The organism is Brotonthovivens ammoniilytica, assembly GCF_025566885.1.
Lineage (GTDB): Bacteria > Bacillota > Clostridia > Lachnospirales > Lachnospiraceae > Brotonthovivens > Brotonthovivens ammoniilytica.
The window spans coordinates 22920-36745 of record NZ_JAOQJQ010000008.1 but is presented as its reverse complement, the minus strand read 5'-3'; the positions used below and the strand labels follow the sequence as shown (position 1 = coordinate 36745).

16 protein-coding genes are annotated in these 13826 nt (G+C 39.6%); 1 reads left to right on the top strand and 15 read right to left on the bottom strand.

Going from position 1 to position 13826, the window contains the following annotated elements:
- Window positions 1-11: 11 nt before the first annotated feature.
- From OCV88_RS14625 to acgA, 3 genes are all read right to left on the bottom strand, one after another.
- Window positions 12-587, bottom strand: coding sequence for a nitroreductase family protein (locus OCV88_RS14625; protein WP_262591416.1), 576 nt, complete (start codon window positions 585-587; stop codon window positions 12-14).
- Window positions 588-590: 3 nt separating this feature from the next.
- Window positions 591-1622, bottom strand: coding sequence for a radical SAM/SPASM domain protein, ACGX system (acgM, locus tag OCV88_RS14620; protein WP_158426188.1), 1032 nt, complete (start codon window positions 1620-1622; stop codon window positions 591-593).
- A gap of 93 nt (window positions 1623-1715) precedes the next feature.
- On the bottom strand, window positions 1716-1907 hold the full coding sequence (gene acgA, locus OCV88_RS14615) for an ACGX-repeat peptide (protein ID WP_158426187.1): 192 nt from the start codon (window positions 1905-1907) through the stop codon (window positions 1716-1718).
- 256 nt (window positions 1908-2163) lie between these two features.
- Here acgA and OCV88_RS14610 point away from each other — a divergent pair, with 256 nt between their 5' ends.
- Entirely contained in the window at window positions 2164-2487 is a 324-nt protein-coding gene (locus tag OCV88_RS14610; RefSeq protein ID WP_158426186.1) for a winged helix-turn-helix transcriptional regulator, read from the top strand.
- Window positions 2488-2683: 196 nt separating this feature from the next.
- On the opposite strand, the gene OCV88_RS14605 is transcribed toward OCV88_RS14610, so the two are convergent.
- The 12 genes from OCV88_RS14605 to OCV88_RS14550 all read right to left on the bottom strand — a co-directional run bounded on the left by OCV88_RS14605 (window position 2684) and on the right by OCV88_RS14550 (window position 13723).
- Window positions 2684-3064 (bottom strand): hypothetical protein, encoded by a 381-nt coding sequence (locus OCV88_RS14605; protein ID WP_158426185.1) that lies wholly within the window; start codon window positions 3062-3064, stop codon window positions 2684-2686.
- A 148-nt stretch (window positions 3065-3212) separates the two neighbouring features.
- Window positions 3213-3641, bottom strand: a complete 429-nt coding sequence (locus tag OCV88_RS14600; protein ID WP_158426184.1) for a YbaN family protein — start codon at window positions 3639-3641, stop codon at window positions 3213-3215.
- A complete protein-coding gene (locus OCV88_RS14595; protein ID WP_158426183.1) occupies window positions 3631-3981 on the bottom strand; it encodes a nitrous oxide-stimulated promoter family protein in 351 nt (116 codons plus the stop codon). Before OCV88_RS14595 ends, OCV88_RS14600 begins: the two co-directional genes overlap by 11 nt.
- On the bottom strand, window positions 3981-5639 hold the full coding sequence (locus tag OCV88_RS14590) for an amino acid ABC transporter ATP-binding/permease protein (protein ID WP_262591415.1): 1659 nt from the start codon (window positions 5637-5639) through the stop codon (window positions 3981-3983). Before OCV88_RS14590 ends, OCV88_RS14595 begins: the two co-directional genes overlap by 1 nt.
- Window positions 5618-7378, bottom strand: a complete 1761-nt coding sequence (locus OCV88_RS14585) for an ABC transporter ATP-binding protein/permease (protein ID WP_262591414.1) — start codon at window positions 7376-7378, stop codon at window positions 5618-5620. The genes OCV88_RS14590 and OCV88_RS14585 overlap by 22 nt, the downstream gene beginning before the upstream one ends.
- A gap of 279 nt (window positions 7379-7657) precedes the next feature.
- The gene (locus OCV88_RS14580; protein ID WP_158426182.1) at window positions 7658-8491 is read right to left on the bottom strand and encodes a MarR family transcriptional regulator; all 834 of its coding nucleotides are present in this window, start codon (window positions 8489-8491) and stop codon (window positions 7658-7660) included.
- A gap of 25 nt (window positions 8492-8516) precedes the next feature.
- Entirely contained in the window at window positions 8517-9323 is an 807-nt protein-coding gene (locus OCV88_RS14575) for a hypothetical protein (protein ID WP_158426181.1), read from the bottom strand.
- 651 nt (window positions 9324-9974) lie between these two features.
- The gene (locus OCV88_RS14570; RefSeq protein WP_158426180.1) at window positions 9975-10766 is read right to left on the bottom strand and encodes a hypothetical protein; all 792 of its coding nucleotides are present in this window, start codon (window positions 10764-10766) and stop codon (window positions 9975-9977) included.
- A 391-nt stretch (window positions 10767-11157) separates the two neighbouring features.
- Window positions 11158-11526: a BlaI/MecI/CopY family transcriptional regulator gene (locus tag OCV88_RS14565; protein ID WP_158426179.1), complete on the bottom strand. Its 369-nt coding sequence runs from the start codon at window positions 11524-11526 to the stop codon at window positions 11158-11160.
- Between the two features lie 116 nt (window positions 11527-11642).
- Window positions 11643-11999 (bottom strand): SH3 domain-containing protein, encoded by a 357-nt coding sequence (locus OCV88_RS14560; RefSeq protein WP_158426178.1) that lies wholly within the window; start codon window positions 11997-11999, stop codon window positions 11643-11645.
- Window positions 12000-12064: 65 nt separating this feature from the next.
- Entirely contained in the window at window positions 12065-13228 is a 1164-nt protein-coding gene (locus tag OCV88_RS14555) for a hypothetical protein (RefSeq protein WP_158426177.1), read from the bottom strand.
- 18 nt (window positions 13229-13246) lie between these two features.
- A complete protein-coding gene (locus OCV88_RS14550) occupies window positions 13247-13723 on the bottom strand; it encodes a sigma-70 family RNA polymerase sigma factor (protein WP_262591412.1) in 477 nt (158 codons plus the stop codon).
- Between the last annotated feature and the right edge of the window lie 103 nt (window positions 13724-13826).

Genomic DNA, 13826 nt, shown 5'->3' with positions numbered 1-13826 from the left:
GTTTCAGATATTTATCCCACGATTTTGACTCTTCCCACTTTTCTTGGTTTTGTGTGTGGCTGCTCACCGTCGATATATCCGAGAATAACAAAGCAAATCGCAGAATAGTTTTCGGGAATTTCCCACTGTTTAAGTATTTTTTTCCCCTCTGCACTTAAAAATGTGTCTGCTCCACGAGAAATTATGCAGGACGCAATGCCAAGTTCTGTTGCCTGTAAAACCATATTTTCGGCACAGCAAAAAGCGTCTGCTTCCCGAAATAAAAATCCATTCTGCCCGAAAATTGCTACAACACTGGGTGCATCGTAAAAGCCGTTTTCAATATGTTCATCATCAATTACACTCGGCTGTTCCCTTGAAACATAAGAGCCTGCAAGGTTACTACGGTCAAATTTTGAAAGGTTCATTATTCCTATTTTGGTTACTAAATCTTTGTTGTGAACTCCGATTAAAATACTACGCTGACCGCCGCCTGCATTAGGAGCAAAATTACCAGCTTCCATAATTTTCTCCATATCCTCACGGCTGATTTGCTTATCCGTGTACTTTCGGATAGAATGACGAGCTTTAATAATATCCATTAACATAATTCACACTTCCTTCCAACATTGCGGGTCTGCCGCATAAAAATTACCGTCTTTTCCGCTTGCCACAGCAGGGCAGCCACGACACCACGCTAAAAGCTCACATTTTGAGCATTTTTCAAATTTTGTATAGTCACGGTAGTTTTCCATTTCACAAATCCACACATCAGCAAGTCTGTCCTCAAATACATTTCCCACCTTACTGTTTTGTACTCTTCGGCAGGCGAAAACATCTCCCGTCGGAACTATTGTCAAATGACAGTTACCACAGTTACAGCCTCCGTATATCATTCCATCCTCGATAGCTTCGGAAACTTTAAACTCACCTGTTTCATACTCATACAGAGTCCATAAATGGTCTTTCTTGTTAAAGTATGTCTGACATCCATTCGCTTCATATTCCTTAAACTTTTTATCGCAAGCGACAAGCAATTTGCGGTATTCCTGCGGGGTCATCCCTGTATCCTTTTCTTCGCTTGTTGGGCAGTAGCGAGCAAACGCAAATACATTTACGTCAGCCTTTACAGCCGTATCAATAATATCTGGTACTTCTTTGATATTTGTTCCTGATACTGTTGTCATAACCACTGAACGAATACCTGCACGATTGATACAACCGATTTTCTCTAAAGTACAATCAAATGAGCCTGGCTTACGAAACCAATCGTGTGTTTCACGCATACCGTCAAGTGAAAGCTGATATTTTTGACAGCCGTATTCTTTTAGCTTTCTGCAAATATCATCTGTTAAATGAAATGGGTTACCGAGAATGCTAAACGGTATTTCATTTTCGTTCATAAGCTCAAGCAGACTCCAAAAGTCTGGGTGTAAAATCGGGTCACCACCTGTGATATAAAAATACGGCAAACGGTCATATACCTTACAAAAATCAAGGCAGTTATAGAAAGTATCCTGCATTTGTTCGAGGTTCATCATATCGAGCTTTTTGCAGTTGTTTTCAGAAAAGATATAGCAATGCTTACACCTTTGGTCACATTCATCTGTAATGTGCCATTGAAAAGAAAAATATTGTTTCATAGTAATTTACCTCATATAATAAACGGATAATCCGTGTTATTGTTAAATGTTCCCGACGAATGCACATTCATCGGGAACCCCAGTTTGGAACAATTATTTATCACTTGCTCCGCAGGCTGAACCGCAAGCAGCAGGTGTTTCAGCAGGCTTATCGGATGCTCCGCAGGCTGAACCGCAAGCGGCAGGAGTTTCATTAGGCTTGTCAGATGCTCCGCAAGCTGTTCCACAAGCAGAAGCAGGTGCTTCCTCTTTTTTGTTCCAACCTAAAATGTCTTTGAGTGCCATAATATTGACCTCCATTAGTATATTCAGCGAGTTTTTGGCTCCCTGTATCTATAATTGTACTAATAAATTCTGCTCGTACAAGTACGCACTTTTTTATTGGGATACGCACCTTTTTGTAACTTTTGCGTGTTTACAGGCATTTTAAGGATAATATTTTTTAGAAATTAAGACTGCTCTATTGCTTTTTTAGCGATTCACAGTAAAATATGAGTATAACATTACAATTTGATGTAACATTCGATTAGAGGTGCTTGCTATGATAAAAAAAGAAGAACTGCCAGCTTGCCCTGTGGCTACTACTGTTCAAATGATAGGAAGTAAATGGAAATTGCTGATAATGAGAAATCTGCTTGCCCGTCCGTGGCGATTTAATGAATTGCAAAAATCCCTTGAAGGTATCAGCCAAAAAGTATTAACGGACAGTCTGCGTTCTATGGAAAGCGATGGAATTGTCATTCGTACAGTTTACGCCGAAGTTCCACCGAGAGTAGAATATTCTCTTTCAGAACTTGGGGAATCAATGCGACCAATTATTTCTGCAATGGAAGCTTGGGGAAAAGATTATAAAGAGAAAATGTAAAATATAAAGACGGCAAGGTTTTTACTCCCTGTCGTCCTTATGTTTAATCGTTGTATAAGTTTTATAAAAAAATCGCTCAGACCTCACGGTCTGGGCGATTTTTCTTTTAGGGGAGTTTTTTTACAGCCCCTTGGGATTTCTTTTTTGCTTTCCGCTTATCTTACATGAATCATTCTTTTCTGACCACAGTCAATGTTTACCGGTATTTCTCATAAAGTGACCTTAACGTATCTAGATCCTCCTGACTCATCGACTGCTTTAATTCCTCTTTTATTTTGGACAGATCACCGCTCTGCCATGCCTGCATATATTCATTCATCTTTCCAAGGGAAATATATTTTTCTGCAATGCCGGTGGCTGTATCCAGATCCTCATCTGACATCCGGTTTAAAATATCTGAAGCTTCACTGCTGCCGCTTTCCTGAACCTGCTGAGTAATCATCTGTCTGGCCGCTGTCTTCGCAATGGTGTGTTTTAAAAACTTTCCGCCTGCCAAAAGCAAAAGCAGGATAATTACAACTATAACAATCAATATAACCGGCCATTTTCTTCTGCGCCTTCTTCGTCTTCCACTCATTTTTATGTACTCCTTTCCACCCTGTCATTTTATCATATTTTTAATTGAATAATCTTAATCTTTCATGAATTTTCCGGAAAAGGAGACTTTTAGTACTTATGATTTTATTACCGCTGTAAATAAGTCCTGTTCTTTTATTACCACGCTCTTACTGCTCAAACACCTCTTCTGCCAAAGCATCCTGCTCATCCTTTTCTTTGGATTCCGGTCTGATTGTCTTAACCTTAAACAAAAAGAATATCATATGAAACACCCAGACACCCGCTAAAATAATACGTCCCACCGGAATCCGGCTCATCATGATAAACCCAATAGACATCAGGGCAGTAACACTGGCCATAACAGAAAGCTTAGTCTTCATTGTCATACCTTTTTTATTTAGAAAAGGCTCCAGGGAATTTCTGTACATTTTTGTTCCCACAAACCAATTATGAAGCTTTTGCGAACTTTTTGTAAAGCAGATAACCGTCAGCAGGAAAAATGGAAACGCCGGAAGCAGGGGAAGCACAACCCCCACACATCCCACTGCCAGTGAAAGACACCCTACTGCCATTAGTATTAGTTTTTTAATTTTCATTGACATTCCTCCATTCTCTCTTTTCTCTTTTACTGGTAATTAAATGTCTGATTGCCGCCACAGGATGATAAAGAATCATGCGCGGTCCTGAAAAAGCCATAACTTTCCGTATCTTTTCCCGCATTTGGGGGCTGTAGCAATGGACCGTACAGTTGGAACAAAATGTTTTTGTTTCCATAAATGGACAATGATCACTGCGCACTTGTGCATAATGCTTCAGCTCTCTGCACTCTGAACACAAGGTCTGCCGGGCCCCATGCTTTTTTCTGCAGTACAGAAAAATCATATCAGATACCATCCGCTTCTCCTGCTCTGTTTTTTTCTTAATATCTTTTGTCATCAGCTTACCCTCCCGTGTTCTATCGGGCAGACATAATCTGCAATTTTCATAGTTGAAGGCCGGTGGGAAACCAAAACCATGGTTTTACCGCTTCTTTCCTGGCACAGCGCTTTTAACACAGCCCCTTCATTCAGACTGTCCAGATTACTGGTTGGTTCATCCAGCAAGATAAACGGTGCTTCATGCAAAAAAGCCCTTGCCAGCCCGATTCTCTGCCGCTCTCCCCCGGAGAGCGCATCTCCCAGCTCACCTGCATTTGTCTGATATCCATTTGGAAGGCTTATAATAAAATCGTGAACTGATGCTTTCCGGCAGGCTTTTTCTATTTCCTCCCGGCTGGCATCGGGTTTTGCAATTCGTATATTATTTTCAATGCTGTCATGAAACAGATACGTCTCCTGAGTAACAAAACTTTCCATATTTCTAAGATTCAGGGTATTAATACAGTTAATATCTGTACCGGAAATGGTTATGCTTCCCTGATCGCGCTCCCAGAAACGCATCAGCAGCTTCAGCAGTGTAGATTTACCGCTTCCGCTTTTACCAGTAATACCGATAATTTGATTTTTAGAAATTGACAATGATATATCAGATAAAATTTTTTCATCTCCATATCCAAATTCTACATGCTGAAGTCTTGCTCCGGAAAACACCTGTTCCGGCTGATCTGTAATATCTTCTGTCAAAGGCATCTCATCTAGAATATCCAGCACCCTGTTACCTGCCGCCATGGTACTTTGCAGAGTACTCGAAAGATTGGCCAGTGCAATCACCGGGCCAAAGGAACTCATAAGCGCCACTGTTGAAATCAGTATCCCTTCAAAGCCAATCAGCTGCTTTTGAAATAAAAACGAAGAACTTAAAAGCATAGCCAGGCTGAGAACAAGAACCGCTGTATGAATCACCGCCTGATTATTCCCGGCCAGCTTCTTCATGTGTTTTTCTTCCTCAGACAGCTTATCTGCCCGTTCATTCATTTCCTTAAGCCGCTCCTCTCCCATCTGATATTGAATGTTTTCCTCCAGCCCTCTTAAGCTGTCCAGCACATAGCTTCCAAGCTCTCCGGTCTGTTTTCTAAAGTCGGCCCCATGCCCTCCGCTCATCCGGGAAGTAATCCCGGGTAATACGCATCCAAGAATGAAATAGGAGGCGGCGGCAAGACCTCCCAGGGCCCAATGGTAACGGCCAATAAAAAGGCACATAAAAACTGATGTGCAGACTGCAATCAACACCGGTGAGATTGTATGTGCGTAAAATACCTCCAGCAGTTCAATATCCGAAGTAATTACCGAAATCAGATTGCCCTTTTCCTTTCCTTCCAGTTTCGCCGGGCAGAGCCTGCGAAGAGCCCTGAATACCTTATCACGAATCAAAGCCAGCAGCTTAAATGCAATAAAATGATTGCACGCCTGTTCCCCATATCTAAGAAATCCTCTGCATACAGCAAACACCGCTAACAGTATAAAAATTATCTTTAAACTCAAAGCTGTCGTAACCTGAAGAACAGAAAGCACGGCAAACACACCAAGAACAGTAAGAAAGGAGGCGCAAAGATGTCCTGCGATCCCCATACCCACTGCAAGAACCATAAATCCTGCCAGAGGTTTCACCAGTTTTAAAAGCCTCAAACAAATACTTAAACTACTTCTTTTTTCCACTGCTGCACACTCCTTCCATAGTTTTCCAGATCCTGCTGTGTTTCCCAGAGATCTGCGTAAACTCCATTCTGACCCAGAAGCTGTTCATGGCATCCCTGTTCTGCGATCTTTCCTTTCTGCATCACATAAATCCAATCCGCATTTTTTACATTTGATAAACGGTGGGTAATCATCAGAACCGTTTTTGTTCTGGCCAGCGAATAAATCTGCTGTAAGATATCGTCTTCACTTTCAGCATCAATATTTGAAGATGCTTCATCAAATATATATACCGGGCTGTTATGAAGCAATGCTCTTGCCAGAGCCAGCCTCTGACGCTGGCCTCCCGAAAAATTACTGCCATTTTCCGTAAGCATGGTGTCAAGCCCCTGTTCTGCTCTCAAAAATCCGCTCAGACGCATCCGGTCCAAAACCTCCCACATCTCTTCCTGGGAAGCCTGATGATTTCCCATTAACAGATTTTCTCTTACCGTCCCCCGAAACAGATAGCTGTTATGCCCCACATAAGTGATCTGTTTCATAAGCTCCTCTTCCCGGATCCGGTCATAATTACAGTCCCCTGCTTTCAGCGTTCCCTGCTGCACATGGTTCCTTCCCATCAATATAGATGCAATTGTAGATTTACCGCTTCCGCTTTCCCCTACAACAGCTGTAAAACTCCCTTCCGGAATATCAAAAGAAATATCTTTTAAAATCTCACGTTCTCCATCATAAGTAAAATAAAGATGACGTGCTGATATGCAGCAGCCTTTTTTCGGGAAATCGCAGACTTCCTTTTGTTCTGCTTCTTTTATCTCCAGCAATTTAAAAATTCTGTCACTGGCAGCCATTCCATTCATTGCTATATGAAAAAAACTGCCCAGCTGGCGCATAGGAATAAAAAACTCAGCTGCCAGCAGAATAATCGCCAGCGCTCCCGCTAAATTTACATTTCCGGCCTGAAACTGACGGACAGATATCAAAATTCCAAGGGCCGCTCCGCCATAAGCCACTAAATCCATAATAGTAATGGAATTTAACTGCATGGTCAGTACTTTCATAGTAATCTTCCGAAACTTTTCAGCCTCCTGGTTCATCTCCTGATTTCTAGCTTCATCCGCCTGATAAATCTTCAATGTAGTAAGCCCCTGAAGATTTTCCAGGAAATGGTCCCCCAAAGACGTGTACTGTCCCCAGTATTTTGACAGCAGTTTTTTGGCAAAGGTCTGTACTCCGGCAATGGCCGCCGGAATTAAAGGAACGCAGATCAGCAGTATAACCGCCGAGCGAACATTAACAAATGCCAGTGTCACAAACAGCGTCACCGGAGCCAGCAGACTGTAAAAAAACTGTGGAAGATAAGCCCCAAAATAAGTTTCCAGCTGATCTACTCCTTCCACTGCCATCTGGACAGTTTCCGCCGAAGATACCTTCTCCTGATATGACATTCCAAGCTTTAACAACTTCCTGTATATGTTCTGCCTTAATGTTTTTCTGACATTTTTAGATGACAGATACGACATTTTTGCGCTTCCTCTGGCACAGAAAAACCGGACAGCAACAGCTTCCACAGCCGTTATTATCAGTCTGAGCCAGACTTCTGTTCTAAATTCCCCCTCATACAGCATCTGCAAAAACGCAGCCACAGAAAAAATAAAAGTGATATTTGCCAGAAGGGATATCCACTGCAGTAAAATATTTCCGGCAATATACTTTTTATCCGCTTTCAACATATGAATCAGTCTTTTGTCCATCATCATTTTATTAGTTTCCTTTCGCTTACTTTTATTAGTTATAACTAACTGATATGGATTTAAAAAATGCCCTGGGGCATTTTTCTATCTTACTGTATCATAAATACTACCTGTCTTATCTTCTTTTTTGTAGCGCAGATGCAACATTATTGATTATTATCAATCAGATTCTAAGATATTTAAAGCAGCCAGCAGAAGTTGCATTACTGCATCTTCTGCTGTTGAGTTTATTTCTCACTTACTGCTGATATATTGCCGAAATGTATCATTTTCTAAACTTTACCCTTAAAATATCACGGTAAAAACCGCCACACTCTCAGGCATATGGGCCGTCCCTGCAGAACTTCTCATTTTCAGTTTTACCGTTCCATGATACAAACTATCAGGATAACTGCCAAGATTCATAAAATGCATACTATCTGCCGGAAACTGCAGAAAATCACCAATATGTTCTGCATCCCAAAAAGCTCCCCCGCATTCATACTTCAGATTTTCTATTTTTCCATGCATTTTCCTTCCGTCAGCCGCAGAGCCATGGGCCACTGAACTAGCCTTCAGCCGTATCACTCCCCGTTTTTTTCTCACCATCAATTCACAGGGATGTTCAAACCCTTCATTGGCCATAGATACCGGAGGCTGATTCCTGGCATCTTCTTTGTAAATCACAAAAGGAAGCCGGTAATTACCTTCATGCAGCTGCTGACACAACTGTTCTCCGGTAAAATTTCTCTGATCTTTGAAAATATACTTCATACGATGCCGCTCTTCCCCGTTCTGAATCGCCTGAAACGTTTCCTCAGAACAATACCTGGCCAGATAAAAAGCATCTTTTCTGGCAACGCTCTCTAAAACACCTTCATATTTCAGATGATTCATAGCTATTTCCATTCTGTTTTTATATTTTAAAGCTTCTGTTCTGCCTTTACCTGTGAGCTTTGGTCTCCGACGGCTGCTCCGGTCAAGCATCCCTTCTCTTTCCAGTGCCGTAAGAATCCGGCTTACCGTATATTTCTCCACGGCAATTACCTTTGCCAGATTTGTGACATTGCATCCCTCCTCTGACATTGTAACAAAGCACATTAAAATCCGAAACTTTAAAATCTCTGTCTGATCTGCCATGACCTTATTCCTCCTGTCTCTTCCTTTAGTCTGGCAGCCAGCTGCCCAAATCCAGCCTTTCCTGGAACTCCTCCCTTGTACAAGTATAGGCCACCTCTGCCCGGGCCCCGTCTCGTATTAAAAATTCTGACAATCCATAATCACTGCCGCTCTCAAAAGCCCAGTCATAAGTATAGCCCAGCCGGGTCCACGGATAGGAGCCGTCAAAATAACTATCTATAATATTATCATCAAACCATTCCTTATATTCCGCATCTGGATTTGATGTAAAGCTGTCTGACATGTTTTTTTCTGTAATATCCGTTACATAAGCCGGCCGGATGACATCCTCCGGTTTTACCCATAATCCGGTAAAATGTGTTGCCATATTGTCTGTGGGCAGCCCTAAAAGCTGCCGGAAACGTTTTCCCGGATCTCTTAAATCTTTTTTATTTACCGCATACCAGTCTGCCATCTCTCCGCCGGTAAATGTCCAGACATCTCCCCAGTCAATAGTTACCTCCTGTCCGTCGGGATAGCTTTCCGGATATTTGTGATAAGTAAATAACAGCAGTCTCGTTTTATCATGATTGTAAACAGCATAGGGTTCCCCTTCTGCAAGACTCACTACAGGAAGAATCTCTTCTGTCTCCACTGTCATTGCATCCTTTACTGCATCCTTATATAACTCTTCATCGCTCCTATTCGATGCCTCAACTGCTGACCCAATCTCTGTCTGCTCTGTTACTGCCGGCAGCAGCGTTCCGCAGCCCGCAGCCATACTTAAAATAACTGCCGTCAGCGCAGCAGCTCCCCATTTTGCAGTGATCTTTCCAACTCTCTTGTATTTCATAATCCATCTCCTCACCATTGTCTGTTTTTATTATTGCAGACTCCGATTTGAAAATCCAGTATCAAAAAAATTTTTTTATCATATTTAAGTATAATATGATTTTCCTTTACAGATCACAGCATTCTGAATAACAAAATTTAAGAGAGCTGCCCGACTTTCTCGTCATCAGACAGCTCTCTTAACTATAATTCAGAAGTTTCACTTAATTAACCTCCTTTTCCTTATTTGATTTTCAAAGAACTATGGGTCTCTGCCTTTCATTGGAATCACTCCTTTTTAGTATTTACTGTAATATCATCCGGTATCATCTATATAAACACTATCGTGAGTGGATTTTATCTGTCAGCTAACTATCCCATTGGACCGTCCTCCTGTTACTTAAATCAGATTCGAATGTAAATTTCTTCTGCGGCTTTCCCGCCAGGACCAAACTTCCTTTGTTTTTTTACTTCTCTTCTTTTGTTGTCTTTATTGTACTCACTTTAATTCATTTTGTCAATATATTTTCTGATATTTTTTTATATTTTTAACTTTTTTCAAATATTTTTATATAATCCCAAAAAAGGACTGATTTTAATATCTCAAGATCTCATTTTTTAATTAAGAACAAAAAAATTCAGGGCATAGTTTTTGATATACCCTGAATCCTTCTTAATAATATAATGGTGTAAATGTTTTTGTAAAATCACAATCTGGTGATTCTAGAAGAAACGTATGAACAAAATCCACTCCCGGTTCCAGAAACGGAAATTTATCAGAAGTTGCCCACTCCGGCTTCGTAAAAGCAGGTGGATTGTTAATCACTGCATTTGTCCAGTCATCATTACATTCAAACCACAATTCAGACAGCCTGTCCCAATGCCGCATCATATTTTTCAGCTTATCGGAACCTTCCTCTTTATTATCATCTGTTGTAATTGGCAGTGCGCTTCCCTCAAACTCAATGGCTTTATGACTAAAAAACCGTATGAGCCCCGGCATCTTCATAATTTCCTGCGCCTGGGTTTCCAAAAAGAATTTATCACAAGCTTCCTTATCTGCACCTTCCGGATAACGATATGCAATCACCCAGCGTAAAATAGGATGCTGTTCATAAGACCAGTCAGCTCCCAGAAAATCTTCTGTTGGTTCTGCAGGAATATGAATAATATCTGCTTTGATCACATTACTGCAAGGTTCCGGCGTCATTCCGATTAAACCTTTATGACCCCGGCGCAGTTTTATATCATACGCCCAGTTTTCATGAATCCGGTAAGTATAAAGTCCTGCATCCTCAGCGCCCTTTGGAGCCGGAACCGGGCGGTATAAAAGATAGCGGTTTGTCCACGGATACTGCGTCAGCACATCCGGCACATGAGATCTACGAAACCAGCGCTCCATAGCCGGCCTTGCATTTTCATCCAGTAAGTTGTGAAAAATAACCATTTTTTCCATTGTTGACATAAAGGACCTCCTAAAATCTAAAATCTGAAATCAAACCATTCATCGGTTACATCATATTTTACATCATTTTGGGACCAATGTGAATATATTTTATATGATATAAAATTGTTCTGTTTCTACGCTTTCAAAAAATTACAGAAATAACAATACGTTCTAGTTTTGCTAATGCATGGATTTTTTGTTTTAACCTAAGTATTTCTATATCCCATATAATCTAACGCAAAACTAATGCGCTAATCCTCTGCAAATTTACAGACAGAACTTAGCGCATTAATCTAATAAAATATTCAAAAGAACAGGAATGAAATAAAAATGAAAATACTAAAATAATCAGATATATTCTAAAATCCAGATAAACTTAATTTGATATTCTCTCCTGGAAAACTGCATGTTACAGTTCATTCAAATAGCGTTTTACTTTCCCCTTCTCCTCATCCGTTATCTCTTTATTTTTAAACACATAGGATACCAGCTCAAGTGCAGAACCTTCATACCAGAACTCTACAATCTGCTTTGCCCGCTGTGTACGAAAATCCTCTTTACGAAGCAGCGCCTGAACAAATGCATTTCTGCCGGTCCTGTATGTATATAAACATTCTTTATTTTCCAGACGTGTAATAAACGTACGTACCGTTGTTCTCTTCCAGCTTTTATTGTACTTCTCCGCCAGGTCTTTGATTAACTGTGACATTGGGATTTCTCCACCGTAATCCCAAACACATTTCATAATTAATAATTCACTGTTTGTCATATATACCATATTTATTCTCCTCTTCTGTACGCTTCATTCATAGTTTTTTCTGGTTAGTAGCAGGGTAAAGCCATTGCCTTACCCTAATTTTGTATATAGAAAGTGATGTTTATTCATGTATTTTCCTATTCTGTAAATGAAAGATACTGTTTACTTACATAACCAGACACTCCATTGGCCACTGCTCTTATATAACACCAAGTACCTTCTGAGTTTGTAACTGTACGGTCTACTTTTACTTTATCACCACTATACAGTAAACCTACTATGGTCCCACTTGTTGATGCACTACTTCTAACTCTTAAACCATTTGCATTAACATATGCGTAAGCGTATCTTGGTTGAATATTAAAATCAGACTGCTCTTCAACATCATAGTTAACACTTTTTACATCTCTATTTGAAAAATCAAATCCACATTGTAATGTAAAAACTGCTATTAAACTAATAACAACTATCACTTTTCTCAACTTTTTACTCATATTATTCCTCTTTTCTTTATTATACTAAACATCACTTTTTCTAAATTATATAAATAATCCTTTAATTACTCACAATACAATTTCTCTTTTTTAATTCCATTTTTCTCAAAATATTTTAAAGCATCTTCTTCATTTGACACAAATGCATCATAATTGTCCAAATGCGCGATTCTATAAACAGATTGATCAGAAATACTATAATCAATAATACATGCTCTATTATCGTCTAAAACAAAATAAAAGCAAAGTATTCCATTATACAATTTATTCTGTCCATCTACTTCATAATATTCCATATAAGATTGCGTAAGGTTTTTACCATCAACAATCATATTTAGATACTCATTCTTAACTTGATTATAGTACCGGAAAAAATCTTTCTTATCAATCCTTATCCCTTTCTCATATGTACTTTCTTTTTCTTCTCTTATTTCATAAAAGGCACCACTATTTGCATAAATATTAATATTGTATAATTGATTCTCTTCACCAGAATATTCAATTACATACATTTTCTCTCCCTCATCAGGAGTTCCTCCAATTGTAAATATCTCAGATTTATACCCTGACACATCCTCTCCAAAAATATCTTTAATCCTATCTATTCCAATCTCCACCGCCTCATCTTCTGATATCTTACTTGCTTCCTGGAACACTTCTGTTTTTTTGGCAGAGGCATAGGAATAGATACTATAATCTCGTTTATAGTAAAAGTCTATCAGCTGTAACAGCTCTTCATCGTTCATCTGACGATCAGGAAAATAAAATGTACTGGTTGTGCTTACAAAACAGAGTTTGTTTGAAACTACCCATTTATTATTTGCAAGCCGCAATAATTCTGAAGTGGGAAATTTTCCATATAAACTATACTCTTTCTTCAAAATGTCTAACCGCTTCTTTTCTTTCTCTGTCAGATCTCTGTTATAGCTATCTGCCTGGATATCCGTACTTTGTAATTCATGAACGTAAGCAATCCGTTCATCGTAACTCATAGCCTCCATTCTCTGATACCGGTAGTTGACTGCGGCACAAACACCTGCAGATGTAAATAAAATGCCACACATAGGAATTAACACCATTTTTCGAAAATGATTTCTGACTTTAACACGTCTGGATTCGGCGCAGAGTTGTTTTACCAGACGATCCATGTCATTTTCAAAATTTTCCGGCATAGAAATATGAGAATTTTGGGCCATTTCCCTTAATTTATCATCTATATTATTGTCCATGTCATTCTCCTGTAGCTATCAAAGCTCAATTAAACTTTTCAACTTATTCCTTGCCCTGGCCAGCCTTGACCTGACGGTCCCTTCTGGAACCTTAATAATTTCACTGATTTCCATGGTTGAAAAAGATTCAAAATAGTATAATATGACAACCATTCGAAATTTTGCTTCCAGGTTCATAACCGCGTCCCAAAGATTATCATAATTCTTTTCAGAAATGATACTGGTCTCTAACGCTTCTACATCTGGAACCACAAGCAATTTATTTTGTTTTCTAATCATTGCCCGTATAACATTCATTAAAATTTCCATTATCCATGATTTAAACTTTTCCCTTTCCCGTAATTTGTGCTTGTGTTCAAAAGCCTTCACTATTGCTTCACTGACTGCATCTTGCGCATCCGCTTCATGTTTCAGTAATGCAAATGCAAAACTGTACATTCCGTTTTGACAAGCTGCAACATAATCCGCAAATTCATCATTTGTAATCTTGTTCATTATGTTTCCCGCCTTACTTCTCTGCGCTATGTAAAACTCTTCATATATGTGATTCATTTGACACCCATTTTGCTCCCCAAATTGAAAACTTTTTCTTTTTTAG

Bases quoted from the DNA above. Each gene is read 5' to 3' on its own strand.
- OCV88_RS14625 (WP_262591416.1), bottom strand. From the start codon at position 587: ATGTTAATGGATATTATTAAAGCTCGTCATTCTATCCGAAAGTACACG.
- acgM (WP_158426188.1), bottom strand. From the start codon at position 1,622: ATGAAACAATATTTTTCTTTTCAATGGCACATTACAGATGAATGTGAC.
- acgA (WP_158426187.1), bottom strand. From the start codon at position 1,907: ATGGCACTCAAAGACATTTTAGGTTGGAACAAAAAAGAGGAAGCACCT.
- OCV88_RS14610 (WP_158426186.1), top strand. From the start codon at position 2,164: ATGATAAAAAAAGAAGAACTGCCAGCTTGCCCTGTGGCTACTACTGTT.
- OCV88_RS14605 (WP_158426185.1), bottom strand. From the start codon at position 3,064: ATGAGTGGAAGACGAAGAAGGCGCAGAAGAAAATGGCCGGTTATATTG.
- OCV88_RS14600 (WP_158426184.1), bottom strand. From the start codon at position 3,641: ATGAAAATTAAAAAACTAATACTAATGGCAGTAGGGTGTCTTTCACTG.
- OCV88_RS14595 (WP_158426183.1), bottom strand. From the start codon at position 3,981: ATGACAAAAGATATTAAGAAAAAAACAGAGCAGGAGAAGCGGATGGTA.
- OCV88_RS14585 (WP_262591414.1), bottom strand. From the start codon at position 7,378: ATGATGATGGACAAAAGACTGATTCATATGTTGAAAGCGGATAAAAAG.
- OCV88_RS14580 (WP_158426182.1), bottom strand. From the start codon at position 8,491: ATGGCAGATCAGACAGAGATTTTAAAGTTTCGGATTTTAATGTGCTTT.
- OCV88_RS14575 (WP_158426181.1), bottom strand. From the start codon at position 9,323: ATGAAATACAAGAGAGTTGGAAAGATCACTGCAAAATGGGGAGCTGCT.
- OCV88_RS14570 (WP_158426180.1), bottom strand. From the start codon at position 10,766: ATGTCAACAATGGAAAAAATGGTTATTTTTCACAACTTACTGGATGAA.
- OCV88_RS14565 (WP_158426179.1), bottom strand. From the start codon at position 11,526: ATGGTATATATGACAAACAGTGAATTATTAATTATGAAATGTGTTTGG.
- OCV88_RS14560 (WP_158426178.1), bottom strand. From the start codon at position 11,999: ATGAGTAAAAAGTTGAGAAAAGTGATAGTTGTTATTAGTTTAATAGCA.
- OCV88_RS14555 (WP_158426177.1), bottom strand. From the start codon at position 13,228: ATGGACAATAATATAGATGATAAATTAAGGGAAATGGCCCAAAATTCT.
- OCV88_RS14550 (WP_262591412.1), bottom strand. From the start codon at position 13,723: ATGAACAAGATTACAAATGATGAATTTGCGGATTATGTTGCAGCTTGT.